The 24,383-nt window shown below is 56.8% G+C and carries 24 protein-coding genes, 1 tRNA gene and 1 pseudogene; 15 read left to right on the top strand and 11 right to left on the bottom strand.

Annotated elements, in window-relative coordinates; translation table 11 throughout:
• Positions 1–12: 12 nt before the first annotated feature.
• Entirely contained in the window at positions 13–456 is a 444-nt protein-coding gene (locus tag GOX45_RS05230) for a type II toxin-antitoxin system RatA family toxin (RefSeq protein WP_171098687.1), read from the bottom strand.
• Positions 457–529: 73 nt separating this feature from the next.
• Between GOX45_RS05230 and hpt the strand changes: the two genes are divergently transcribed.
• Positions 530–1,072, top strand: coding sequence for a hypoxanthine phosphoribosyltransferase (gene hpt, locus GOX45_RS05225; protein ID WP_171098685.1), 543 nt, complete (start codon positions 530–532; stop codon positions 1,070–1,072).
• A gap of 4 nt (positions 1,073–1,076) precedes the next feature.
• Entirely contained in the window at positions 1,077–1,250 is a 174-nt protein-coding gene (locus GOX45_RS05220) for a hypothetical protein (RefSeq protein WP_171098683.1), read from the top strand.
• Here the strand turns inward: GOX45_RS05220 and GOX45_RS05215 are convergent.
• From GOX45_RS05215 to GOX45_RS22290, 3 genes and pseudogenes are all read right to left on the bottom strand, one after another.
• Positions 1,240–2,391: an amidohydrolase gene (locus GOX45_RS05215; protein ID WP_171098681.1), complete on the bottom strand. Its 1,152-nt coding sequence runs from the start codon at positions 2,389–2,391 to the stop codon at positions 1,240–1,242. The genes GOX45_RS05220 and GOX45_RS05215 overlap by 11 nt on opposite strands.
• Positions 2,388–3,338 (bottom strand): lipoyl synthase, encoded by a 951-nt coding sequence (lipA, locus tag GOX45_RS05210; protein WP_171099261.1) that lies wholly within the window; start codon positions 3,336–3,338, stop codon positions 2,388–2,390. Before lipA ends, GOX45_RS05215 begins: the two co-directional genes overlap by 4 nt.
• A gap of 111 nt (positions 3,339–3,449) precedes the next feature.
• Positions 3,450–4,562 (bottom strand): annotated as a pseudogene (locus GOX45_RS22290) (DUF6456 domain-containing protein); the annotation flags it as partial.
• 241 nt (positions 4,563–4,803) lie between these two features.
• On the opposite strand from GOX45_RS22290, the gene GOX45_RS05200 reads away from it, so the two are divergent.
• Positions 4,804–5,103, top strand: coding sequence for a DUF6477 family protein (locus GOX45_RS05200; RefSeq protein ID WP_171098679.1), 300 nt, complete (start codon positions 4,804–4,806; stop codon positions 5,101–5,103).
• Here GOX45_RS05200 and GOX45_RS05195 read toward each other — a convergent pair whose 3' ends face one another.
• Positions 5,104–6,648, bottom strand: a complete 1,545-nt coding sequence (locus tag GOX45_RS05195) for a trimethylamine methyltransferase family protein (protein ID WP_171098677.1) — start codon at positions 6,646–6,648, stop codon at positions 5,104–5,106. It abuts the gene before it with no gap.
• A gap of 130 nt (positions 6,649–6,778) precedes the next feature.
• Positions 6,779–7,219, bottom strand: coding sequence for a GNAT family N-acetyltransferase (locus GOX45_RS05190; RefSeq protein ID WP_171098675.1), 441 nt, complete (start codon positions 7,217–7,219; stop codon positions 6,779–6,781).
• 91 nt (positions 7,220–7,310) lie between these two features.
• On the opposite strand from GOX45_RS05190, the gene guaA reads away from it, so the two are divergent.
• The 9 genes from guaA to GOX45_RS05145 all read left to right on the top strand — a co-directional run bounded on the left by guaA (position 7,311) and on the right by GOX45_RS05145 (position 16,674).
• Positions 7,311–8,885: a glutamine-hydrolyzing GMP synthase gene (guaA, locus tag GOX45_RS05185; protein WP_171098673.1), complete on the top strand. Its 1,575-nt coding sequence runs from the start codon at positions 7,311–7,313 to the stop codon at positions 8,883–8,885.
• 133 nt (positions 8,886–9,018) lie between these two features.
• Complete coding sequence (locus GOX45_RS05180) at positions 9,019–9,882, top strand: DMT family transporter (RefSeq protein ID WP_171099259.1); 864 nt, start codon at positions 9,019–9,021, stop codon at positions 9,880–9,882.
• A gap of 118 nt (positions 9,883–10,000) precedes the next feature.
• Entirely contained in the window at positions 10,001–11,146 is a 1,146-nt protein-coding gene (locus GOX45_RS05175) for an OmpP1/FadL family transporter (protein ID WP_171098672.1), read from the top strand.
• Between the two features lie 150 nt (positions 11,147–11,296).
• Entirely contained in the window at positions 11,297–12,193 is an 897-nt protein-coding gene (locus GOX45_RS05170; RefSeq protein ID WP_171099257.1) for a DMT family transporter, read from the top strand.
• A gap of 49 nt (positions 12,194–12,242) precedes the next feature.
• Positions 12,243–13,115: an ATPase gene (locus GOX45_RS05165; RefSeq protein ID WP_171098669.1), complete on the top strand. Its 873-nt coding sequence runs from the start codon at positions 12,243–12,245 to the stop codon at positions 13,113–13,115.
• Between the two features lie 38 nt (positions 13,116–13,153).
• Positions 13,154–14,101, top strand: a complete 948-nt coding sequence (metA, locus tag GOX45_RS05160; RefSeq protein ID WP_171098667.1) for a homoserine O-succinyltransferase — start codon at positions 13,154–13,156, stop codon at positions 14,099–14,101.
• Entirely contained in the window at positions 14,101–15,048 is a 948-nt protein-coding gene (locus GOX45_RS05155) for an alpha/beta fold hydrolase (RefSeq protein ID WP_171098665.1), read from the top strand. Before metA ends, GOX45_RS05155 begins: the two co-directional genes overlap by 1 nt.
• Positions 15,049–15,096: 48 nt before the next feature.
• Positions 15,097–15,966: a polyphosphate kinase 2 gene (gene ppk2, locus GOX45_RS05150; RefSeq protein WP_171098663.1), complete on the top strand. Its 870-nt coding sequence runs from the start codon at positions 15,097–15,099 to the stop codon at positions 15,964–15,966.
• Positions 15,967–16,059: 93 nt separating this feature from the next.
• A complete protein-coding gene (locus GOX45_RS05145) occupies positions 16,060–16,674 on the top strand; it encodes a TetR/AcrR family transcriptional regulator (protein ID WP_171099255.1) in 615 nt (204 codons plus the stop codon).
• A gap of 2 nt (positions 16,675–16,676) precedes the next feature.
• Here GOX45_RS05145 and GOX45_RS05140 read toward each other — a convergent pair whose 3' ends face one another.
• The 3 genes from GOX45_RS05140 to GOX45_RS05130 form a co-directional block, all read right to left on the bottom strand.
• Positions 16,677–17,735: an adenylate/guanylate cyclase domain-containing protein gene (locus tag GOX45_RS05140; RefSeq protein ID WP_171098661.1), complete on the bottom strand. Its 1,059-nt coding sequence runs from the start codon at positions 17,733–17,735 to the stop codon at positions 16,677–16,679.
• A complete protein-coding gene (locus tag GOX45_RS05135) occupies positions 17,732–18,100 on the bottom strand; it encodes a group 1 truncated hemoglobin (protein WP_171099253.1) in 369 nt (122 codons plus the stop codon). Before GOX45_RS05135 ends, GOX45_RS05140 begins: the two co-directional genes overlap by 4 nt.
• Positions 18,101–18,206: 106 nt before the next feature.
• Complete coding sequence (locus GOX45_RS05130; RefSeq protein ID WP_171098659.1) at positions 18,207–19,049, bottom strand: glycosyltransferase family 25 protein; 843 nt, start codon at positions 19,047–19,049, stop codon at positions 18,207–18,209.
• Positions 19,050–19,336: 287 nt separating this feature from the next.
• Between GOX45_RS05130 and GOX45_RS05125 the strand changes: the two genes are divergently transcribed.
• The 3 genes from GOX45_RS05125 (at position 19,337) to GOX45_RS05115 (ending at position 23,086) form a co-directional block, all read left to right on the top strand.
• A complete protein-coding gene (locus GOX45_RS05125; protein ID WP_171098657.1) occupies positions 19,337–20,395 on the top strand; it encodes a hypothetical protein in 1,059 nt (352 codons plus the stop codon).
• A 106-nt stretch (positions 20,396–20,501) separates the two neighbouring features.
• On the top strand, positions 20,502–21,392 hold the full coding sequence (locus GOX45_RS05120; protein WP_171098656.1) for a lysylphosphatidylglycerol synthase transmembrane domain-containing protein: 891 nt from the start codon (positions 20,502–20,504) through the stop codon (positions 21,390–21,392).
• Positions 21,393–21,409: 17 nt separating this feature from the next.
• Positions 21,410–23,086, top strand: a complete 1,677-nt coding sequence (locus GOX45_RS05115; RefSeq protein WP_171098654.1) for a hypothetical protein — start codon at positions 21,410–21,412, stop codon at positions 23,084–23,086.
• Here the strand turns inward: GOX45_RS05115 and GOX45_RS05110 are convergent.
• Together GOX45_RS05110 and GOX45_RS05105 are read right to left on the bottom strand one after the other, a co-directional pair.
• Positions 22,968–23,984 (bottom strand): glycosyltransferase family 2 protein, encoded by a 1,017-nt coding sequence (locus GOX45_RS05110; protein ID WP_171098652.1) that lies wholly within the window; start codon positions 23,982–23,984, stop codon positions 22,968–22,970. The two genes, GOX45_RS05115 and GOX45_RS05110, sit on opposite strands and share 119 nt — an antisense overlap.
• A gap of 245 nt (positions 23,985–24,229) precedes the next feature.
• Positions 24,230–24,319, bottom strand: a tRNA-Ser gene (locus tag GOX45_RS05105).
• Positions 24,320–24,383: the final 64 nt, after the last annotated feature.

Genomic DNA, 24,383 nt, shown 5'->3' with positions numbered 1-24,383 from the left:
GTGGGTAAAGCCTTAGCCGTAGAGATCAGCTGCCCGCTGTTCAAAGGCACGCACGATTCGATGCATGGCCTCGTTGAAAACAACGCCAATGATGCCCTGCAAGATCGCGTTCTTGAACTCAAAATCCACATGGAACGAGATGTTGCACCCTTGCTCGGTGTCTTCAAACTGCCAATCGGATTTCATGTATTTGAACGGTCCGTCCAGATATTCGGTATCGATCCGTTTGGCTGCGTCGAACAGTGTTACCCGGCTGCCGAACCTTTCCCGAAACACTTTGAACGAGATCACCAGATCCGCCTCCATCACCTGGCCTTCACCTTCGGCATAGGTCCGGCGAATGCGGGCGGCTGCGCACCAAGGTAGGAACTCGGGGTATTTCGCGACATCTGCAACCAGATCATACATCTGCTGAGCGGTGTAGGACAGAGAGCGGGTTTCCGAGTGGGTGGGCATGGTATCCGGGCATTAACTGGTGACAATGCCGCGTGATTTCGTATGTTGCGCGCGAAAGATCAAGGGGGCAGTGATGAGCGAGCGCGCATATGTGATAGATGAGATGATCTCGGCCAAGGCCATCGCCGCGCGGATCGAGGAGCTCTGCCGCGAGATCACCGAAGAGTTCGCAGGCACCGACAAGTTGGTTGTTGTGGGTCTGTTGCGCGGCAGTTTCGTCTTTATCGCTGACCTTGTGCGCGAACTGGATTTGCCCATCGAGGTCGATTTCCTCGAAGCCTCCTCTTACGGCGACTCGATGGAAAGCAGTCGAGAGGTGCGTATTCTCAAGGACTTGCGGGGCGCAATTGAAGGGCGTGATGTGCTGGTGGTTGAGGACATCGTCGATACCGGACACACGCTGAACCATGTCACCAACTTGCTGCAAAGCCGCCAGCCCGCGCGGTTGAAATCCATCGCCTTGCTCGACAAGCCCAGCCGACGCGAGGTCGATTTCCGATCAGACTGGATCGGGTTCGAAATCCCGGATGAATTTGTTGTGGGCTATGGGATCGACTATGCGCAGCGCAACCGCAACCTGCCCTTTATCGGCAAGGTGCGGTTCGTCGAAGAGTGACCCCATGAACCCGCGCCATCTGCTTCGCATGTCGAAATGGGCGCGCCGGCCACCGTCAGAACGTCGGGTGAAACTGGTGTTTGGCGTGCTGCTTGCCTGCGGGGTATTGGCGGGTATTCAATATCTTGGCTGGTGGCCGGATTGGGCCACGCTGGAGCCCGCGAAGTTCAGGCCCTGACGCCCAGTACCTGATCAATTGCTGCAAGGAAGATACCCGTTCCGATGGGGATAAGCGCATCGGGAAAATCATAGTCCGGGTTGTGCAATTGCGGCTGTTCCGCGCCGGAGCCCAACCAGAACATCGCCGACTTGGCGGATTTGCCAAACTGACCGAAATCTTCGGAAAACCGTTGAGGGTCGGACACTTGCGCGCACGAAACCTGCTGTGTTGCACAGGCAGAGGCCAGCACCGCAACGGCCTCGGCGTTGTTGACACAAGCCTCAAACACATCGTCATAGCTGATCTGAACCGATAGCCCCTCGTCACGTGCAACGTCCTGCACCAAAGCCTCTGCCTCGGCGATCAACTGTTCCATACGAGCGTCCGTCACAGTGCGCAGAGTCACCCAAAGTTCAGCCTCACCCGGAGCAACGCCAAAGGTCGCAGCGCCAAGCCGGGAATGCGTAACTGTGGTCAGAGCATAATCGGTATTCAAAGCCCCTGCTGGGCCAAGCCCGGCCAAAGCGGGCATCAGACGCGCCAAAGCACCTGCGGGGGACACCCCATCCTGTGGAGCGGCGGCATGAGAGGTTTTGCCCGTCAGAACAATCCGCATCCCGCGCGACGCACAATTGGCTGGGCCCTGACACAGCTCGACCGTGCCAAGAGCCAGCCCGGGCAGGTTGTGCAGCGAAAACACATAGTCCAGGCCCAACTCTTCGAACCGGGAATCCGCGCGATAGGTGATGGCACCCTGCCCGGTTTCTTCGGCGGGCTGGAAGATCAACACCACGCGCCCGCGTGTCGGGCGACGCGCAGCAAGGGCCTGAGCGACGCCCAGAACCATGACCATATGTCCGTCGTGACCACAAAGGTGACCCTTGCCAGGGACCTGCGACACATAGGGCTGATCTGAGATCTCCTGGATCGGCAATCCATCCAGCTCACAACGGATGCCAACCACCGGTCCGTCTTGACCACTGTCGTAGATCGCAGCAACCCCATGCCCGCCCAGACCGGTCTGAACCTGATCAGGCGCAAAGCCTTGCAACAACTCAACAATGCGGGCGGCAGTGCGCTCTTCCTCATCGGACAGTTCGGGGTGTTGATGCAGCGCGTGGCGACACTGGGTCAGCCACGCCTGCTGTTCAGGCGTCATACTTGGCCCAGTTTCTTCTGCCGAGCGGCGCGCAGCCGGGCAAAATCATCTCCTGCGTGGTAAGAAGACCGGGTCAAAGGCGTGGCCGAGACCATCAAGAACCCTTTGCCAAAGGCCGCTTTCTCATAAGCTGCGAATTCTTCGGGCGTGACAAAGCGATCTACGCGGTGATGTTTGGGCGTGGGCTGCAAATACTGGCCAATGGTCAGGAAATCGATATCGGCAGCACGCATGTCATCCATGACCTGCCGCACCTGCTGTTCCTCTTCCCCCAGCCCGACCATGATACCGGATTTGGTAAAGATCGACGGGTCCATCTCTTTCACCCGTTGCAACAGACGCAGCGAGTGAAAATAGCGCGCACCCGGGCGAACCTCGGGGTAAAGGCCGGGGACGGTTTCGAGGTTGTGATTGAACACATCCGGCTTGGCCTCAACCACGATCTCAAGCACCGACGGGTCGCATTTCAGGAAATCGGGCGTCAGGATTTCGATTGTGGTCTTGGGCGACCGGTGACGTATCGCCCGAATGGTCTGCGCGAAATGATCCGCGCCACCATCCGTCAGATCATCCCGATCCACCGAGGTGATCACCACGTGGTTAAGCCCCAGCTTCTCGACCGCATGGGCCACGCGGCCCGGTTCGAACACGTCCAATTCGTCAGGCCGACCCGTGGCGATATTGCAGAAGGTGCAGCCGCGGGTACAAATCTCGCCCATGATCATCATGGTGGCGTGGCCCTGGCTCCAGCATTCGCCGACATTGGGGCACCCGGCCTCTTCGCAGACCGTGACCAGATTGTTTTCCCGCATGATCTTATGCGTGTCGGCATAGCCCTTGCCGCCGGGCGCTTTCACACGAATCCACTTTGGCTTTTTCGGCTGATCGTTGTCGGGCCGATGGGCCTTTTCAGGGTGGCGTTGCTCGGGAATTTTCAGATCACGCACGAGAGGTTTTCCTGACTTCGGGTCAAACTTGCATACGCCTAACATAGTGCAAGCCTCACCTCCAGCCCAGCGACGCATGGCCGCTATGCGTTTAACAGCCCCCGGGGAACAACCAATCAATCGGTCCGGCTCAGCCTGGTCTTCGTAATGCCGTTTCAAGCGCTGCAAGGCGATGCGCAGCACGATCTTGCCGGATCGCGCCGACCAACCCATGCGTTTTTCCGCCAATTCCAACCTTTCCAGATAACAGCAGCAGCGCAACGCAACATCGCTGAGCCCCGGCCCCAGATCTGACAGCGCAGCAACAACACGATCGCGGGCGCCGCTTGAACCTTGAGCGCCGGACAGCTGTCCATCGTTCCGCACACCTGTCCCGGCGGTCAGAAAATGCTCCCAATTCTGGGCCACTTTCGGTCCGATCTGAGCCAGCTCAAAATCTTCACGCAAGCGCTCGCCCGCAGTGACCAAACTGTCGTCCAGAAACGGTTTGCCATCCCTGTCACGCCGTCGCGCCAACGCGATCAACGGGCTTTCAGCCGAGCTGTATCGGGCGCGCGCGAGCTTTTTCGGTCGTCCGGGAGCAGACGCGGACTTGGCGTTGAATGGCAGGAAATCAGCCTGTGCCTCGGCCATGCCAAATTCATTTCGCGACCTTGCCCGGTTTTCCGCCTCAGCCACCAGATGGCTGAGCGCCGCGCGGCCGGAGGTCGATATCCGATAGCGCGAAATACGACCGGGATTGTCGCAGGTTATCCATTGCTTAAGCGCCAGCGCCTGTGCGATCTTGCATTCCACAACCGCCGTTTTTGTGGTGCCGCCGTCCCCGTTGTCACGGACGACCACAGCCTTGTCCATATCTTCGGCAACAGCAAGAACAGAGCCGGTTTCACACATGCGGCGCAATACGCGCAAAGCCTCGCGGTCGAACTCTTCATCATAGGCGGCAAGCGGATTATCCGCGTCGGCGCCATACATATGCGATCCTGCCACCTGCCCCGGTTCGTCGGTAAAATGCGTATCTGCCAACCGCTGAAGGGCCGCATCCACCAAGGGATCATCCCGACGCATTTCAATACGCCGGATTTGCCTGAGAATAGTCGAGGCATGGCACCCCTCGGTTCGCGCAATATCCCTGATCGATCGCCCCGACTCGGTATGTGCCAGGTATCGCTGCGCCCCTTCCGGGACCCATGCAGGAACGGTGAAAGCCATGCTGTTTTCCATATTTATTTGCCCTCGTCGACAAAACAAAATGCCAATCTCTGTCGCCGGATTCTTAGTTAACCAAATCTAACTAGAGGTGCTTTCGTTGCTCGTTCGTTAATCTCGGACGACAGCGAGCAGAATTGGTTCAAAAAGATAAACACTCGTGAAACCAACGTTCGGGGCGAAGCTGGACAAGGCAACACCCGCTAAGGTTGTGCAACAACATGGCCAGAGAAATTCTGACCCAAGGAGCCTTCCCATGCAGGACTTGATGACCATGATTTCAGCATTGCGCCGCCCCCGTCTTTTGACCCGCGCGGCTAAGATCGGCGCGCAGGATTATGATCGCGAACGGCACTTGCAGCGTGTTCTGGGGTATGGGTCCCTGCCATCAACGGGTGCCGCGCTGATGCGTTTGATCGAGGTGGAGCGGGACGTGAATGACCTGCGGCAAGATGAGGATGCGGCCTACTCGCTGGTCAGGCATTTGGACATATTGATCGCTTTGATCGGCGAAGCGCAGCTGTATCAGGCCAGCCGCGCCTCGCATTACGCCTGATCAGGTGAACGCGTCGGGCATCGACGCCTTTTTATCGGCCACATAAGCTTCGAGCGCGGCTTGAATGGCTGGGTCCATCTGCGGTTGCTTATAGTTGGCAAGCAGATGCTCAACCCGCGCCGAGGCCAGCGCTCGCGTATCGCGCGCGCCTTCTTCTTCCCACGTCTCGAACGGCTTGTAATCCAACAGGTCGGTTTTCCAGAAAGCTTCCTTGAAATTGGCCTGTGTGTGGGCACATCCCAGATAGTGCCCGCCGGGACCAACCTCGCGGATCGCATCCATGGCCTGAGCATTTTCGTCATAGGCCACGCCTTTGGCCAGCCCGTGCAACACGCCCAACTGGTCGGCATCCATGACGAATTTCTCAAAATCAGCGACCAGACCGCCTTCAAGCCAGCCACACGCGTGCAGCATGAAGTTCACACCTGCCATCAGCCCCATATTCAGCGAATTCGCTGTTTCATAGGCGGCCTGCGCATCGGGAAGTTTCGAGCCACAGAACGACCCTGCAGACCGGAACGGCAGACCCAGACGCCGCGCCAGTTGACCCGCGCCATAGGTTACGTGCGATGCTTCGGGTGTTCCGAAGGTCGGCGCACCCGAGTTCATGTCGATCGAAGATACAAATGCCCCAAAGATTACAGGCGCACCCGGACGGATGATCTGCGTATAAGCCACACCGGCCAAAACCTCGGCCAGAACCTGCGTCAACGTCCCCGCAACCGAGACCGGAGCCATTGCGCCACCTACGATGAAGGGCGACACGATGCAAGCCTGATTGTTCTTGGCATAAACTTCGAGCGCGCCCATCATGATATCGTCAAAGGTCATGGGCGAGTTGATGTTGATCAGCGAGGTCATCACCGTGTTGTTCTGCACGAACTCTTTGCCGAACAGGATCTCACACATCTCAACCGAATCCTGCGCACGGCTTGGATCGGTGACCGAGCCCATGAAGGGCTTGTCGGAAAGCGTCATATGCGCCAGCAACATATCTAGATGGCGCTTGTTCACCGGCACATCGGTGGGTTCGCACACTGTCCCGCCCGAATGGTGCAGCCATTTGGACATATAGGCCAGCTTCACGAATTTGTTGAAATCTTCCATCGTCGCATAGCGCCGACCACCCTGGGCATCGCGCACAAAGGGAGGGCCGTATACCGGTGCCAGAACCAGGTTGCGGCCACCGACAACAACGGATTTCTCTGGGTTTCTGGCATGTTGCGTAAAGCTGCTGGGCGCTGTCTTGATCAACTCACGTGCCAGTCCGCGCGGAATGCGTACACGCTCGCCTTCAATCTCAGCCCCCACATCGCGCCAACGTTCAAGTGCGGCCGGGTTATCAACGAAATTGACCCCGATCTCGGCCAGTACCGTCTCGGCATTTGCCTCGATGATCTCTAGCGCTTCGTCGTTGAGAACCTCGAAATTGGGAATATTGCGTTCGATGTATTTCGCAGTCTCGATCTTGACTGCAGTGCGCTCGGCCCGCCGTGCCGCGCCACCGCCGCCTCTGGTTCTGCGTCGGGTGTTTGCTTCAGCCATGCGAATATCCCGCCTTTATGCTTCTGAATGCTACGATTTGAACGTGGTGGTACAGGACACCTTACACGCTCTGCCGGTGTATTGCGGCGCTATTGGGGAAAAAGCGACATATGACGCTGAGTGACAATGTTCAGCCCAAGACCTTTTCCAATGCTACCGTGTTCCCGTCAGCGCCCGTTTCCACCCATCCCATATGCTGATACATGGCCCGTGTGGCGGTCATTTTGACATGCGTTTTCAGAACCATACGCGTCAATCCCTCATGAACAGCCTGATCTTTCGCCACCTTCAGCAGCCGTTTCGCCAACCCCTGCCCTTGTGCCCACGGACCGACCGCCAGATTAAACACCATGATTGCGTCATCGACCCGTTCAAACACGACTACACCCAAGACGTCCTGTCCACGCGCTGCAACATAAACGTCATGTGCGGCGATTTCCTCTTCGACCCCACCCGAAACATCCGGCAAATCCGGCAAATCCCGCAGGGCCTCCGCATAGGCCGATTGGATACAGGCGCGAATAGGTGCGGCATCTCCTTGGACGGCTTTTCTCAGTTCAATTTCAGGCATATGACCCTCCGATATGATGCATCTGCCAATAGAAAGCGAGTTGCCGCTCATTCTGCTTGCACTGCGCGGTCCTGCAACCTAATAGCCAGACATGACCCAGGACACCCACGACCGCCTTCTCATCATCGACTTTGGCAGCCAGGTAACGCAACTGATTGCACGCCGCCTGCGCGAGTTGAATGTCTATTGCGAAATCCACCCTTATCAGAATGTCACTATGGATTTCGTGCGCCAAATGGCCCCCAAGGCGGTGATCTTCTCAGGTGGCCCCGACAGTGTGACGCGCGAAGGTTCGCCCCGTGCACCGCAAGAGATTTTTGACTATGGCGTGCCCATTCTGGGCATTTGCTATGGCCAACAGGTGATGATGCAGCAACTGGGTGGCAAGGTCGAAGGTGGCAAGATATCTGGCGGTGGCGGCACCGCAGAATTCGGGCGCGCTTTTGTCACGCCCGGCCAGCCGCTTGATATTCTGGAGGGTTGGTTCGCAGACGGCGACGAGCAGGTCTGGATGAGCCATGGCGACCATGTCAGCCAGCTGGCACCGGGGTTTGAGGTTTTTGGAACCTCACCCAACGCGCCCTATGCCATTACAGCCGACACTGACCGGCATTTTTACGCCGTGCAGTTCCACCCCGAGGTTCACCACACACCGAACGGTGCGCGGCTCTATGAAAACTTCGTGCGCCTGGCCGGGTTCACAGGCGACTGGACCATGGGCGCCTATCGCGAACAGATGGTCGAGGCGATCCGCACCCAGGTTGGCGACAAAAAGGTCATCTGTGCTCTGTCGGGCGGTGTCGACAGCTCGGTCGCGGCCGCGTTGATCCACGAAGCCATTGGCGACCAGTTGACCTGCGTGTTCGTCGACCACGGGCTTTTGCGCAAGAACGAGGCCGCCGAGGTGGTCGGCATGTTCCGCGATCACATGAACCTGCAGGTGATCCATGCGGATGAGACCGAGCTGTTTCTTGGCGAACTCGAAGGCCAAAGCGATCCCGAGACCAAGCGCAAAATCATCGGCAAGCTGTTCATCGACGTGTTCCAGAAATATGCCGATCAGATCGAGGGCGCCGAGTTTCTGGCGCAAGGCACGCTCTACCCCGATGTGATCGAATCCGTGTCGTTCTCGGGCGGCCCCTCGGTCACGATCAAATCGCACCACAATGTCGGCGGCCTGCCGGAAAAGATGGGTCTGAAACTGGTCGAACCGCTGCGCGAGCTGTTCAAGGACGAGGTCCGCGCGTTGGGCCGCGAACTGGGCCTGCCCGACAGCTTCATAGGCCGCCATCCTTTCCCCGGCCCGGGCCTTGCCATCCGCTGCCCCGGCGAGATCACCCGCGACAAGCTTGAGATCCTGCGCGAGGCAGATGCGATCTATATCGACCAGATCCGTAAACACGGTCTATACGACGAAATCTGGCAAGCCTTTGTCGCCATCCTGCCCGTCCGCACGGTTGGTGTTATGGGCGATGGGCGCACCTATGACTATGCCTGCGCCCTTCGCGCCGTGACATCGGTGGACGGCATGACCGCAGATTATTACCCGTTCAGCCACGAGTTCCTCGGTGAAACCGCTACCCGCATCATCAACGAGGTGAAAGGCATCAACCGATGCACCTATGACATCACCTCCAAGCCTCCGGGCACGATCGAGTGGGAATAGTTCAAAGCCGGGCTTTGTCCCGGCTTTTTTCGTATACACACTCGGTCAAAAGCGTATCCATGCGATACTTAACCTGTGAAACGAGATCGAATTGACCACCGCAAAACCGCAGATCGCCAAAGCCGGGCTTTGGATGACCGGGGCAATTGCCTCGTTTACGTCGATGGCGGTGGCTGGGCGCGAATTGAGCACAACGCACGACACGTTCGAGATCATGTTCTATCGCAGCCTTGTTGGCGTTTGCGTTGTTTGCCTGGTTCTTACGTTCACCGGAAAGTGGCATCAGGTTTCCACCCAAAAGCTTGGTCAACACGGGCTGCGCAACGTGCTGCATTTCACCGGGCAGAACCTTTGGTTCTATGCGATTGGTGTCATCCCACTGGCCCAGGTCTTCGCGTTGGAGTTTACGCAGCCCATTTGGGTCATCCTATTGTCGCCGCTTTTGTTGAAAGAGCGTCTTACGCCTCTCAAAGTTATTGCGGCACTTATCGGATTTGCCGGAATTCTGATGGTTACGCGACCCGGTACAGCGCCGATCAGTCTTGGACTGGTCACCGCAGCTCTGTCGGCCGTATTCTTTGCGCTGACAACAATCACGACCAAGTCGCTGACCCGCTTTGCCAGCATCGGTTGCATTATGTTCTGGCTGACCGTGATGCAGGCCATATTGGGTCTTGTCGCGTCGGCCATTGATGGTGAGATCACCCTGCCCAATGGCAGTACTGTACCTTTCCTTTTGTTGGTTGGATTTGCCGGTTTGCTCGCGCATTTCTGCATCACAAATGCGCTGGCCATTGCGCCCGCAACGGTCGTCATCCCTTTTGATTTCGCTCGTCTTCCAACGATCGCGATCGTTGGGATGCTCTTGTATCACGAGCCGATCGACCTCTGGACCCTGTTGGGTGCCATTGTGATATTTGCGGGTATCTACCTGAATGTTCGGTCCGAGAATCGTAACGAATCTGCAACAGTCCGTAACGTCAAGACCTCAAAGTAACGCGGGGTCACCAGTTGACGGAACTTTAACGTATAAGGGAGTAACAGCCCGGTAACACCGCCGGGTGACCTCAAACAAGAGCAGTTTTCCGGCATTGGACAGTGTAAGGGAGAATAATATGAGGAAAGCGCTGTTTAGCGCTTGCGCCGTGTGTGTCGGAGCGACAACAGCGCAGGCAGGTGGTCTGGATCGCAGCGGCCAACCGATAACCCTGATCTTCGAAGAAGGAAACTATGCGGAGTTTTTTGTATCGAGGACCAACCCGGATGTCGAAGGGACCGACCTGACCAACCAAAACCCATTCGGAACGCCCACAGGGAACGTTGCGCAGGACTTCAACCAAGTTGGTGCGGGGGTAAAGTACCAATTCAATGACCAATTCTCGGCCGCACTGATCTATGATCAGCCCTTTGGGTCGGATATCAGCTATCCCACGCCGTCGGGCAACCCAACGCAGCCAGGATCGCTGCTTTTGGGCGGGACCGAGGCGTTTGCCGAATCTGACAGCTATACAGCCTTGTTGCGCTACAAGTTCGACCCCAACTGGAGTGTGCACGGTGGCGTGCGCTACCAACAGGTTGAGGGTAATATCCAGCTGCAAGGCCTGGCTTATGGTCCATTCTCGGGTTACGGGATCGACCTTGATCGTGAGGGAGGTTTTGGCTGGGTTCTGGGTGCCGCCTATGAGATCCCCGATATCGCACTGCGGGTTGCCCTGACCTACCAGTCGAAGATTTCTTTTGACTTCGACACCACGGAAAGCTCGCCTTTGTTCCCGGTCACCCTGACCGGAACGCAAGAGGTCGAGACACCACAATCGGTCAATCTGGACTTTCAGACTGGCGTTGCCCAAGACACGCTTCTTTTCGGCAGCGTGCGTTGGGCCGACCACAGTCAGACACAGTTGAGCACAACCGCCGTTGGGCCGCTTCCCAGCGTCGAGCTGATTGACCTCAACAACTCGTTCACCTTCAACCTGGGCCTGGCGCATCGCTTCAACGAAAACTGGGCGGCGTCGGTCAACCTTGGCTATGAAGAAGCTGATGACGACGATCTGGTATCGCCGCTTGCGCCGACCAATGGCTTCAGAAGCATTGGTGTTGGTTTGCAATACACCCATGAAAACATGCGGATCAGCGGTGGCTTGCGGTACACAGATCTGGGTGACGCTTTCGCAGAAACCGGCACACCAGACGTTGCGCGCGCAGATTTCAGCGGCAACGACGCGGTAAGCTTTGGGATCCGCGTGGGCTTCAGCTTCTGACCCTGTGTTCAAGGGGGGTCAACACGTTCAATGCTCTGCGCTGAGCCCCTTGACCAAATGGGATGACACCACCAAAACCCTGCCTGACGGGCAGGGTTTTTTGCGCATGATCCGGGTCGTCGCCGCGATCTGTGCGTGACAAAGACAACCATGGCTTTGCAAAAAACACTTACGGCAAAAACCTGGATGGAATTCGTCCTTTTGGGCGTGATTTGGGGCGCATCTTTCCTGTCAATACGCGTCGCTCTGGATGTTGTGCCCGTGGTCACGTCGGTCTTTCACCGCGTGTTCTGGGCCAGTTTGGTCCTTTGGATCGTCATTTGGCTCAGACGTGTCCCCCTGCACCTAAGCGCGCGCCATTGGCTGGCTTTTCTGGTCATGGGGCTGTTGAACAATGTGCTACCCTTTTCCCTGATGGCCTGGGGTCAGCTTTATGTTGAGACCGGGCTGACCTCGATCCTGAACGCAGCCACCGCGATATTTGGTGTTTTGCTGGCGGCAGTGTTTTTCAAAGACGAACGCCTGACCCCGCTCCGGCTGCTGGGTGTCACGCTTGGGTTTCTGGGGGTGTCAATTGCAATAGGGATACAGAATTTCACCAGCCTGAACCCAGCAAGCCTGGCCCAACTGGCGATACTTGCGGGCACCGTCTCTTATGCCTGCGCCGCCGTGTGGGCCCGAAAACACCTGACCGACCTGCCACCTCAGGTGGCTGCGGCGGGCATGTTGACTAGTGCCACCCTGATGATGGCACCGATCACGCTGGCTGTAGATGGTGTACCGACCTTTGCGTTGCCCTGGCAAGCGCTGCTTGCGATTGGGTATTACTCAATCATCGCCACCGCGGGCGCCTATCTGCTCTATTACCGCGTGCTGGCCAAAGCGGGCAGCGGCAATCTGATGTTGGTCACCCTGATCATCCCGCCCGTGGCGATTGTTCTGGGCGCAACCTTGCGCGATGAGGCGCTGTCGCCCAACGCCTATCTTGGCTTTGCCATTCTGGCCCTCGGTCTGATCCTTCTCAGCCGTGCCAACCGACAAGATTGACGCCGCGCCCGGCCCGATTTAGCTAGGTCAAAACAAGAGGCTGCGGAAGATGATCTATAACTCGGCAAAGGATTGGCGCGAGGCGGCGCGAAAGAAAGTGCTGTTCTTTGGCATGTCGGGGCTTGGTAAAACCTATGTCTCGAACGTGCTGCGCGACGCGGGCGACTGGTTTCACTATTCGATCGATTACCGCATCGGCACGCGCTATATGGGCGAATACATCACCGACAACGCCAAGGCACAGGCAATGAAAGTGCCGTTCCTACGTGAACTTCTGCTGTCGGATTCCATCTATATCGGCTCGAATATCTCGTTCGAAAACCTGACGCCGGTTTCGGCCTATCTTGGTAAACCGGGCAACCCCGATCTGGGCGGGCTAGAGATATCGGAGTACCGCCGCCGGCAAGAGCAATTCCGACTGGCCGAGATCCATGCCTTGTTGGATACAGAGTATTTCATCGACCGCGCTGAACGACTGTATCACTATCCCTATTTTATCTGCGATACGGGCGGGTCGATCTGTGAATGGGTTAACCCGGACGATCCAAACGATCAGATCCTGTCGGAACTGTCGCGCCAGACGCTGATGATCTGGATACAAGGTGATGACGCCCATACCGAAGAACTGATCCGCCGGTTCGACAAGGCTCCAAAGCCGATGTCCTACCAGGCCGAATTTTTGGACCAGATGTGGGAGGAATACCTCAAGCAGGAAAACTGTGCCGCGTCGGAGGTCGACCCGGATGCCTTCGTGCGCTGGACCTATGCCCGTGCGTTGGCTCATCGTCAGCCGCGCTATCAGGCGATGGCCGACAACTGGGGCATTACGGTTACCGCCGATGACATTGGCAAGGTCCGTGACTCGGGCGATTTCGATGAGTTGATCGAACGCACCCTTGAGGCTCGCGCCAACCCGACCTAAGTATCAGGCCTTGTTTATACTTTTGGAACGCCCCCCTCATGCCGATCAAGATCCCGTCCGACCTGCCTGCCTTTGACGTCCTCAGCCAAGAGGGTGTCATGGTCATGGACGAAGATCAGGCCACCCGTCAGGATATCCGCCCCCTGCGGATTGGGCTTCTGAACCTGATGCCCAAGAAAATTCAGACCGAGAACCAATTCGCGCGTCTGATCGGGGCCACGCCCCTGCAGATCGAGCTGTCTCTGATCCGCATGACGGAACACAAGACCAAGAATACAGCCGCAGCTCATATGGCCGAATTCTACAAGCCGTTCCAGGAGGTCAAGGATCAGAAGTTTGATGGCTTGATCATCACCGGCGCGCCGATTGAGCATCTGGAGTTTGATGCGGTCACCTATTGGCAAGAGCTGGGCGAAGTTTTCGATTGGACCCAAACCAACGTACACTCCACTTTCGGTGTTTGCTGGGGCGGAATGGCAATGATCAACTATTTCCACGGTGTGAAAAAACACATTCTGGACGCCAAGGCCTTTGGGTGTTTCCGACATCAGAACCTTGTGCCTGCTTCACCGTTTCTGCGTGGGTTTTCTGATGATTGCGTCATTCCCGTAAGCCGCTGGACCGAAATGAAACAAGCCGAGATCGACGCAGCGGAAGGTCTGACAACACTCTTGGGCAGTGACGAGGTTGGGCCTTGTCTGGTTGAGGACCCGGCCCATCGTGCGCTCTATATATTCAACCATTTCGAATATGACAGCGACACGCTGAAACAGGAATACGACCGGGATGTTGCCAATGGCACGCCGATTAACGTGCCCATGAACTACTACCCTGACGATGACCCGACCCGGGCGCCTCAAAACCGATGGCGCAGCCATGCGCATCTGCTTTATGGCAACTGGATCAGTGAGATCTACGAAACCACCCCGTATGACATCACACGGATCGGTGTCGAGAAAACCGATTTGAGGTCCGGATCAAGCTGATGCGTGTCGCGGTCCTTTTGCTTGTGGTGTTGGTGCTGATGTGGGGCTTTGCTCTATGGCGGTCTTACCACCAGACCGCTGAAGCCGAGACCGCATTTCCTGCCGAGGGCCAGTTCATTGACGTCGACGGCATCCGCATCCACGCCGTGGTGATGGGCGAAGGCCCTGATGTGGTCCTGATCCATGGTTCGAACGGCAATACCCGCGACATGACCTTTGCTTTGGCACCGATCTTGTCCGATCGCTATCGGGTGATCGTCTTCGACCGGCCCGGGCTGGGCTATTCCGACAGCTTCAACCCCAACGGCGAAACTATTGAGGAACAAGCAGAAGTTCTACAAAATGCCGCGGCGCAACTGGGGGCTGAAAAACCGATTGTCGCGGGGCAAAGCTATGGCGCATCAGTGTCATTGGCTTGGGCTGTGACCCGCCCAGACAACTTATCTGCCTTGGTTCTTATGGCGCCACCCGCAATCCCCTGGGAAACGCCATTGAGCGGGTTCAACCAGATGGCGTCTACGAAGGTCGGCGATGCGCTTGTCTTGCCCTTTGTGTCGAGCTTTGTGCCGCAATGGTTCGTGGACAATGCATTGGATCAGGTTTTTGCACCGCAAACCGCCCCTGAAGGATATGCGGACCATTTTGGCCCTGATCTGACGATTCGACGCGGCTCGATGCACACCAACGCCCGTCAAATGGCCAACCTTCTGGATGAAGTAACCGAATTGCAGCCACGATATGGGGATATTTCCGTTCCGACCGAGATCGTGCATGGCACCGCTGACACGACCGTAAGCCTGGATTGGCACGGCCCGGGCCTTTTGGCGCAGATTCCCGGGGCAGAGTTGGTGGAGTTGGACGGCATAGGCCACATGCCACAGATCGTGGCAGCCGACGCCGTTGCTGAAGCAATTGACCGGGCCGCTGAACGTGCGGGTTTGCGTTAATCTCTTGTGTAATCCATAGTAAGTTATGGATTTTATGGCGAGGTGCGGATGACCCATACCACACAAGGGGCAATCAAGAAGTATTTCAAGAAAGACGCTCCAAAGGACGTTCGCAAAGCGATTGAGACCTCCAAGAAAGGCGAGATTCTGACGCCCAGCTATCCCTACTCAGAGAAGATGAAATCCAATGAGTATTTCGATCAGATGGACGCGCTCCAGATCGAACTGGTCAAGATGCAGGCCTGGGCCAAAGAAACCGGACAACGGATCGCCTTGATATTCGAAGGCCGGGATGCCGCTGGAAAAGGCGGAACAATCAAACGGTTCCGGGAAAACCTTAACCCACGGGGCGCGCGAAATGTCGCGCTGAGCAAACCCTCGGACGCCGAGCGGAGCCAATGGTATTTCCAGCGTTACGTGCAGCATCTGCCTTCCGCTGGGGAAATCGTGTTTTTCGACCGCAGTTGGTACAATCGTGGCGTGGTCGAAAACGTCTTTGGCTTTTGCACGCCCGAAGAGCGCGAGCGTTTCTTCCGACAAGTTTTGCCACTGGAAACCGGGTTTGTGAATGACGGCATAACACTTTTCAAGTTCTGGCTGAACGTCGGTCGCGCAGAACAGCTGAATCGGTTTCTTGCGCGTGAGGAAGACCCGCTAAAGCAATGGAAACTCAGCCCGATCGATATCGCAGGTCTGGACAAATGGGACGAGTACAGCAATTCGATCGAGGAAACACTGACCCGGTCCCACACGGATCGGTCTCCCTGGAATATCGTCCGGTCAGATGACAAAAAGCGTGCCCGCCTTGCTGCGATCCGCACTGTTCTGAGCGCGCTGAACTATGACCAGAAAGACCCCGGCGCTGTAGGCTCACCCGATCCCAAGATTTGCGGTGGACCGGAACTTTGGGATGCGTGACCCTCAAACGCCGATCACCGTTGGACGCTACTGGCTGTGTGCTCTATGTCTATGCATCCAGACGGCAAGCAGTCAGAAAAAGATGACCCGGGCATGAGCAAACGCGGCTATCATCACGGAAACCTCAAACAAGCCTTGATCGAGGCCGCGCTGTCCCTGATCGAAGCCAAGGGTCCAACCGGATTCACCCTGTCTGAGGCGGCCAAGACCGCTGGTGTGACCCCGGCAGCAGTCTATCGCCATTACCAGGGGCGCGAGGATCTAATTGCCGAGGCCGCGCGCCAGGGGTTTGAAATATTCGCTGACTTGATGCAATTTGCCTATGACAAGGGTCAGCCGTCCGCTCTGGCAGCGTTCGAAGCAACCGGTCGCGCCTATCTGGCCTTTGCCCGCAAACATCCAGGCCATTACATCGCCATGTTCGAAAGTGGCATTTCGGTCAACCGCACCCCCGAACTGGCGATGGCCGCAAACCGTGCCAAAGGGGTTCTTGAAAGGGCAGCCGAAGATCTGTCGCGTCACATCCCGCCGGAAAAACGCCCCCCCGCTTCGATGTTCAGTGCCCATATCTGGGCGATGAGCCATGGGGTGGTCGAACTTTTTGCCCGCAACACTGGCGCCACTTCACCCTACCCTCCCGAAGACCTGCTGGAGACCGGCATAGGTATTTATTTGCGCGGCCTCGGCCTCTTACCCCAAGACGACTAACCTTAGAACGAGCGCGTTCTTTGCGGCGTGCTCAGGCGCGAGGTGACGTTGACCAGATCCATGACACCCATGCCTTTGATGTCTACCGGACCAATTTCGGTGATCTGAAATTCGTCGATCAAGGCATAGGTCATATCGGCCGGCGCCGCGATATGCATAGGTTTTGCAAAAACCTGAAGACGTGATGCGGTATTCACCGCCGGACCAAACACGTCATAGACATATTTCTGTACCCCAACCACCGAACCAACGGCGGGCCCAGTGGCCAGCCCGACACGTGCCTGCCACTTATGCGGATGGCTTTCGTTGCGCCGTTCCAGATACCGCAGGAAACGCACTGCGCAATGGGCCACGGCGGTGGCATGATCGGGGGTTTCATCCGGCATCCCGGAAACCGCCAGATACGCATCGCCAATCGTCTTGATACGCTCGCACCCGAACTGTTCAACGATGCGGTCAAAGGCCGTGAAAATATCGTTCAACTCGCTGAGCGTGACAGTCGGGTCAGTTTTGGCGGCAAAATCCGTGAACCCGACGAAATCCAGCATCACAACCGAGACTTCTTTGTAAAGCTGCGGGGTCACCACGCCAAAGGTCTTGAACTCTTCATAGACCGCGCGCGGCATCAGGTTCAGCAACAGACGCTCGACGCGCTCTTTCTCGCGCTCCAACTCTCGGGTGTTGCGTTCAACCATGGTCGAATAGCTGTCGATCATGCTTTCCAACTCGCGGATACGCGTGATGTTCTGGAATTCGACCACCAGCACTTGCTCTTCCAACCCATTGGCCAGAGATACCGTCGTTGCAAAAATCAACGTGCGGCGTTTGGGCTTGATCTGAAGCTCGGCCGAGTATTGAAGACCCGATTGCTTGACGTCTTCCAATTCTCGCAGATCCAGATCCGGGAAGAACTCAGGCAGCGTTTGACCAGGTTCAGGCGTGCCGAACCATTCCGCAAAGGGACCATTGTGGAACACAAAGGTCAGGTCAGACGCGCGCAGCACCGCGACGCCCACACCAATGGCGCGCAGCAGATGTTCATTGATGGCCAGAATGCTCATGCAGGGGTCCGAACGACGATAATCCCACGCTTTTCTTCAATCGCAGCCAAGGCAATTTCGATATCACGAGGCGCCATCCCGTGATGCTCCAGCGCTTGCGCAAACAACGCACTCATCTCATCAAAATCGCTATGTGAGATGTTCAGGTGGCGATGCACGGCTTCGATCCGTTCGTCGCTGAACGACGCCGGGCCACCGACCAGAGATGAGACGAACTTGGTTTGATGGTCGATCAGACGCGGCATGTCGATATCGTCGAAATAGTCACCAATTTCGTCGGAATCCAAAGCCCATTCATAGAAGGTCATTACGATACGGCTGATGGTTTTGAACCCGCCGTATTTTTCATAGATCGTCTGACTCACAACTCGCACCAATCTGAATTCAAGTGGTCAACACAACCACGCTATATCAGTTTGGGCCTTTTGTTAACGATTAACGCGTAAACACTTGTCCGAAACGCGAATTTGTTCAGACTTTCAAGTCATCTGCACAAGGAATGTACCCCACATATCCCCCCTGATCTAATAGCCGGGTTTGCGCCCCCAGACGCCAGTAGAGCTTGCGAGTTGCAGCCCGAAGTTCCCGGCGCACACGAAACCAGGCTGGGCCCTTGTCCAATCCGCTGTTGGTCTTGATATCCTGTGTTCGCTCACTGGCGGCGACGGGTGCTTCGACTTCGGTTTGGCTGGCCGACCAGATCATTTGAACGCCAACTGCGGGAAAGCACTGATACATGCGCCAACCCGGACGCGGCAGCGAGACGAAATCATCCAAATGGTCCGAATAGCTTTCCGACCAACCCAGCAGTTTACGACACGCCTCTTGCGACACCACGTAGGCTGCCGCGCTTGGCGCCATTTCCAGCATGGGGCGCACCACAATCGATCCGATGGTTGTCTCAGCACCGAACCGCAAGGACCGCGGCGAATAGTCAAGCTTTACAAAATCGAATTCAGAAGGATTGCGCAGAAGTTCTGTTATCACAGCGCCCGCGCCTGCTGACATTTCCACGTCATCTTCGAAAACGGCAACAGCCGGTGCATCGCGCTCGAGCGCTTGCCGCCAAACCAGGCGGTGACTTTCGAAACAGGCTATTTCGCTGCGTTTCAAGCCCCAGCGGGTGCCGGTTCCGGGGACATAGCCATTTTGATCCAACGCAGCGTCTTGACCCGCATCAATCGCTCTGATCCGATGGGCGCTGTTTAACCCTGCCCGAGCGAACTGCGTCTCCATGAAACGTTTGCGCGCCGGGACGCGATCAAGATTGATATAGTGCACAAAGTCCCCAGGTTCTTCGATGACATGCTGCACGGACTACCCCTTGAGAAAGCGCGGATATCTGCCCCTTGTGTGACAGTCTCTGCCCTTTGGGTCAAATCGCTTTACCCGCCCGCCTGGCGCGGCTTCTCGACCGTTTTCAACGCACTTAAACTGTATACATTTTCGAAACAAAGCTCTGAAATACATGTTTTTACCTGTGATTACGGCGCTACACCAATGTCATTGCAAGGCCCAATTTGCGCCATTCTTCTTGGTTAAGATCATGACCAAGTGGTACCCATCTCACAAAAAACAAAAAGCTTTCGAGGATTTACGCAGTGACCGACGCATCGCTTCCGACCCGCACCTATGCCGAGCTTCCTTGGCTCAGAAACGCACGCTTTGATACCGGCTTCATTATCGGGCTGCTGGCGCTGTCCTGTATCACAGGCGCCGTGGTACTTATCGAGCCGTCATTGTTCTATCCGATACTGGTTATCGATCTTTGGTTCCTGGGCTATCACCACGTGATCGCCACCTACACGCGCATCTGCTTTGACAAGCAAAGCTATGCCGAGAACAAGAACATGTTGTTCATCCTGTTGCCACTCGTGGTCGTCGGCACTTTGGGCGTTGCGTGGGTCTTTGGCCTCTGGGTCATCGTAACGATCTATTTCTATTGGCAGTGGTGGCACTATGCCCGTCAGAGCTGGGGCATTTCGCGCGCCTATCGCGGCAAGGATCCGCAGGCGAAATACGAAGATGGTTGGCTGGATCAGGCGATTTTCTACGCGCTGCCGATCTTTGGCATCCTCAGTCGCTCTGCCGAGCAGCAGCCAACATTTATTGGGCTAGAGCTGTGGTCAGCACCGGTTCCGCCGCAAGTTGCTGCAATCGCCGGATATATCACTCTTGCCCTTCTGGCCTATTGGGTCGTTGCGCGCGTCATGGCCGCGCGCGAAGGGCGTCTGGCCATCGTTCATTCGATGTACATGCTGTCGCATTTTGCGATCTTCTATCTGGCCTATGTTGGCACCAGTGACATCACGATCGGCTGGCTGATGATCAACATCTGGCACAACGCGCAGTACATCCTGTTCGTCTGGATGTTCAACGTCAAACGCTTCAAGGACGGCGTGGATCCCGATGCCAAGTTCCTGTCCTATATCTCGCAGCCACAGCGGTTGTGGCTCTATCTTCTGACCTGCATCGTGATCACCGGCGTGGTGTATTGGGGCGTTCTGCGCGCCATCGACTGGGTGTTCTTTGCCGGTCTGTCGGCCACCATCGTTCTCTATCAGATCGTGAATTTCCATCACTACATCGTGGACAGCAAGCTGTGGAAAATGCGCAAGCCGAAAATCCGCGAAACGCTGGATCTGAACACGCAAGGCTGATCCGGTGGAAACCGTCCAGCTGCCGCCCAAGGACAGCGCCTCCCCCGAGGGGTCGCGCTTTCCTGGCGCAATTTTCGGATCTCCATCCGGCGCGTCGGGGTCATCAGTGACAGACCCGCGTCACGCCCGCAAACGCGCCCTTCTGAGGGTACTCAGCCTGATCCTCTTGCTGGGGATCGCCGCCAGCCTGATCGATCTGTCCGAGGTCTGGGTACGCCTGCGCGCTATACCGCTTTGGATCTTTGCGGTGATGGTTGCCATTCAGGCCGGCATCGTTTTGATCCTGTCCTGGCGCTTTGCCATCCTGGCCCGCTCTGTTGGTGCTCATCTGCGCCTGACGGAAGCCACGCGGCTGACCTTTTTGACCACGTTGGGCAACCTGCTGCTGCCCACCGGCTTGGCAGGCGATGCCGGGCGTGTGCTTTTGGTGCGCAAACACGGGTTGAGCCTGAGCACCGCCATGGCGGTTGGCGTTTTTGATCGCATCATCGGACTTGCTGCCTTGGGTGCCATCGTTCTTGTTGGAGCCATCGCCGCCGCATCCATCCTTCCCATCTATGTGGCCCTTGCCGCCTTTGTCCTGCCGACAACGATAACGGTCGCGATCCTTATCTGGTGGCAACGTAGTGCGAAAAACAAAGCGGCTCTGGGCCCGGCGTTCCTATCTGTGGCAGGGCTGTCCGCGGCCCTGTCCATCTTTGCTCATCTCGCCTCCATCCTGATCGCTTACCTGTTTTTTCTGGAACAAGGGGCTCCGGTTGGGTTCTTCGGGGTTTTGGTGCTGTTTCCCGCGGTCTTGCTGGCCGCGACGCTACCGATTTCAGTTGGAGGCTGGGGAACGCGGGAATTCGCTGCCGCCGCAGCCTTTGCCACCATTGGGGTCGAGGCCCCAACCGCCATTGCAATGGCGGTGATCTTTGGCCTGTCGCAGGCCGTGGCCGCAGCTATCGGCTCGGCTGCAACAACCCTGTTTTCTCAGACTGACGCAGCCCGGTGATCGCGCGACACCCTCATATGGCAGGGGTACTCCTGAGCCTGATGTCGGTCGCGTTGCTGTTGTTTTTCTACCATGATCTGTTCTGGTGGCCGGTGGATGAAGGCGTTTACGCCTACATCGCGCAGCGCATGAATGCCGGGGACATTATCCACAAGGATATCATCGATCTGCATGCCGGTTACGGCAACCTGCTGAACGCCTGGGCCTTTCGCCTGTTTGGTGAGGACCTGCTGAGCCTGCGCTATCCTTTGATCGCAATCACGCTGGTGCAGAGCATCATCGCCTACATCCTTCTCGCATCGCGGGGTCCTTTCGTCGCCTGTGTGGGCGGCATTGCCGTTGCGGCCTTTTCCTTTGTGCAATTCCCGAACCCTAGCGCAAATTGGCACGCCTTGGGCTGGTTCTTCGTTCTGGCCTTGTGCCTGGAAAAGCTGCGGCCGGGGTCCATGCTGCGGCTGTTTCTGGCAGGCCTTCTGGTCGGAATGTGTTTCTTTACCCGCCAGCTCAGCGGTGTTTTCCTGGCCTTGGGACTGATCTGCGTCTTGCTGGTTGAGGCCCCAAAGGAACAGGACAATCCACGAGGTCCGGCCTTGCTGATCGGGGCCGTCGCAAGCCTTGGGCTGATCCTCTATGTAGCGACCAAAGATCAGATTTCGGCCTTACTCTGGGCCGGTATCTGGCCTTTGGGCCTGCTGATCACGGCAACGCTGACTGCACGGTTTTCTTGGGGATATGCCGGACGCACCGTGATGTTGGTTCTAGCCGGGTTTCTGATCGCCGGGCTTCCGCTGGCGATATCAAACCTTTCAAAGGACGCTTTTGGATTCTGGCTCAACGACATGTTGTTTTCGGCGCTGTCGATCCACGGGCAGGCTTTCATCGCACAGGCCAGCTTTTGGAACCTGCTGCAAATGGCGTGGCAGGTTATGCTTTCGGGTGCTGGTCTGGTGGCATCGCTATCCGGTCTGGCTTGGATCTTCCTGATCCTGACCGTTCCGGCCCTTGGGATTATAGTGAACCGCGATGTGACGCATGTTCAACGCTGCTCACCCACCGCTATTTTGGCCGTATTCTGGGCCATCGGCGCTCTGCACTATCAGATCCCGATCTACCTGATGTTTGTCCTGCCCGCGGTGTTGTGCGCGCTGCTGATCTTGCGCGGCACCCTTGCGCTGTCGGTGATCGTGCTGGCCGTCGCGCTTTGGGCGATTGCGTTTCAGGCCGGTCAACCGGTCGAGCGTGGTTTGACCGGTATCATTGCAGGTGAACGGCGCGGCCCACCGGTCCGGGCAGAGCTACCAGGTGTCAGCCTGCGGCTGATGCAAGATGACATCGCGGATTTTGAAGCCCTACTGAAAGAACTTGAACGCACAGGCTCAGATGATGAGCACCTGATGACCATTCCGGTCGAGCCACAGTTGTACTTCATGACAAATCGCACCCCGCCCGTGCGCTATTTCTCGACAGCCATGGGGTTGCTAAGTGACGCCGATGTCACCAACACCATCACCGCGCTGGACGAGGCCGCTCCGCTAAACGTGGTGAACCGAAGGTTTGACAAATACCTGACCCCGCTCAGCGCGCAGCTTCTGGATCACGTGAAGGCACACTCCGAAGCTCCGTTTCAGGTTGGTCCGTTTGACGTCTATCGCTATGCGCCAGAGGTCGCATCGACGTCCGCTCCCGAACAATAAAGTCGGGTCGGCGCTTTACCTCTTCATAGATCTTGGCGATGTAAATCCCAATGATGCCCAACCCGATCATCAAGATTGAGGCAACGATGATCTGCAGCAAGATAACCGTGGTGAAACCCGGAACAGCGGCGCCTGTGATCCACAGCCACAAAGTTCGAAGGCTGAGCGCGACAGCCAAAAGGCCAAACGCTCCGCCCAGAAACGTCATCAAATGCATCGGCGTGGTGCTGAACGACACGATCGAGTCGAGCGCCAACCGCAGCAATTTGGTCATCGACCACTTGCCTTCACCTGCATTGCGCGGCGCAACGGTGAACAGGATCGTGTCCTGCTCGAACCCGACCCAGGCAACCAGCCCGCGATAGAACCGCTCGCGCTCGGGTAAGGCGATCAGGCAATCGACAATCTCGCGATCGAGCAGTTTGAAATCCGCCGCATTGCCTACATCCATCCCGGCCAAAGCAAAGAACAATTTGAAGTAGCATCGTGTCAGAAAGGCCTTGATCGGACCTTCCTCTTCACGGTTTTCCTTGACGGTGTTCACCACCTTGGCGCCCGCCTGCCATTTCCTGAACATCTCACGGATCAGTTCGGGCGGGTGCTGCAGATCAGCGTCAATGGTTACGACCGCATCCCCGCGCGCTGCCTCAAGCCCCGCCGCGATAGCAGCTTCTTTTCCAAAATTGCGCGACAGGCGCACGCCGTGAATATCACTGTGCTGTGTGGACAGTTGTTGAATGACCTGCCACGTACCGTCCGACGAGCCGTCATCGACCACAATGAACTCAACAGCACACAGATCTTCGGTATGGCCGCGAATGACCGTCAAGCTCTCTTGCAGCCCTTCAGCCTCATGATGGGCCGGGATAATAATGGACAAGAGAATATCAGCGCGCATGGCACATCACACGAAAACACTGCGGAAAAGCCCGCATTTCGGAAGAATTGACAGTCATTGTTCTGCTCTGACCCGTTTTTCTCGTTTTCAGAAATCTAACGGCGATTGACCGGCGACGTCCAGCAAAGCGACGGAACATGAGCCAAAGTCAGTGCATATTCTCATGAAAGCGTGGCAATTTCCCCTCGAACAGCCCTGTCATGCACGTTCAAATGCGGCGATCTCCGAACATTTGAAAGAGTATATGGCGGAGAGACAGGGATTCGAACCCTGGAGACGGTTTCCCGCCTACACACTTTCCAGGCGTGCGCCTTCGACCACTCGGCCACCTCTCCGTATCGACGGTATGTGAACCATCACAAGCGGATTTGCAAGGCCAGAATGCTTCGAAAAGTTCAG

Origin of the sequence: Ruegeria sp. HKCCD7255, from assembly GCF_013031565.1 — a bacterium.
Lineage (GTDB): Bacteria > Pseudomonadota > Alphaproteobacteria > Rhodobacterales > Rhodobacteraceae > Ruegeria.
The sequence above is the reverse complement of the archived record's forward strand: the minus strand, read 5'-3'. Positions and strand labels throughout refer to the sequence as shown.

Coding starts and splice junctions, on each gene's coding strand:
- GOX45_RS05230 (WP_171098687.1), bottom strand. CDS start 456: ATGCCCACCCACTCGGAAACCCGCTCTCTGTCCTACACCGCTCAGCAG.
- hpt (WP_171098685.1), top strand. CDS start 530: ATGAGCGAGCGCGCATATGTGATAGATGAGATGATCTCGGCCAAGGCC.
- GOX45_RS05220 (WP_171098683.1), top strand. CDS start 1,077: ATGAACCCGCGCCATCTGCTTCGCATGTCGAAATGGGCGCGCCGGCCA.
- GOX45_RS05215 (WP_171098681.1), bottom strand. CDS start 2,391: ATGACGCCTGAACAGCAGGCGTGGCTGACCCAGTGTCGCCACGCGCTG.
- GOX45_RS05200 (WP_171098679.1), top strand. CDS start 4,804: ATGCAGGACTTGATGACCATGATTTCAGCATTGCGCCGCCCCCGTCTT.
- GOX45_RS05195 (WP_171098677.1), bottom strand. CDS start 6,648: ATGGCTGAAGCAAACACCCGACGCAGAACCAGAGGCGGCGGTGGCGCG.
- GOX45_RS05190 (WP_171098675.1), bottom strand. CDS start 7,219: ATGCCTGAAATTGAACTGAGAAAAGCCGTCCAAGGAGATGCCGCACCT.
- guaA (WP_171098673.1), top strand. CDS start 7,311: ATGACCCAGGACACCCACGACCGCCTTCTCATCATCGACTTTGGCAGC.
- GOX45_RS05180 (WP_171099259.1), top strand. CDS start 9,019: ATGACCGGGGCAATTGCCTCGTTTACGTCGATGGCGGTGGCTGGGCGC.
- GOX45_RS05175 (WP_171098672.1), top strand. CDS start 10,001: ATGAGGAAAGCGCTGTTTAGCGCTTGCGCCGTGTGTGTCGGAGCGACA.
- GOX45_RS05170 (WP_171099257.1), top strand. CDS start 11,297: ATGGCTTTGCAAAAAACACTTACGGCAAAAACCTGGATGGAATTCGTC.
- GOX45_RS05165 (WP_171098669.1), top strand. CDS start 12,243: ATGATCTATAACTCGGCAAAGGATTGGCGCGAGGCGGCGCGAAAGAAA.
- metA (WP_171098667.1), top strand. CDS start 13,154: ATGCCGATCAAGATCCCGTCCGACCTGCCTGCCTTTGACGTCCTCAGC.
- GOX45_RS05155 (WP_171098665.1), top strand. CDS start 14,101: ATGCGTGTCGCGGTCCTTTTGCTTGTGGTGTTGGTGCTGATGTGGGGC.
- ppk2 (WP_171098663.1), top strand. CDS start 15,097: ATGACCCATACCACACAAGGGGCAATCAAGAAGTATTTCAAGAAAGAC.
- GOX45_RS05145 (WP_171099255.1), top strand. CDS start 16,060: ATGAGCAAACGCGGCTATCATCACGGAAACCTCAAACAAGCCTTGATC.
- GOX45_RS05140 (WP_171098661.1), bottom strand. CDS start 17,735: ATGAGCATTCTGGCCATCAATGAACATCTGCTGCGCGCCATTGGTGTG.
- GOX45_RS05115 (WP_171098654.1), top strand. CDS start 21,410: ATGGCAGGGGTACTCCTGAGCCTGATGTCGGTCGCGTTGCTGTTGTTT.
- GOX45_RS05110 (WP_171098652.1), bottom strand. CDS start 23,984: ATGCGCGCTGATATTCTCTTGTCCATTATTATCCCGGCCCATCATGAG.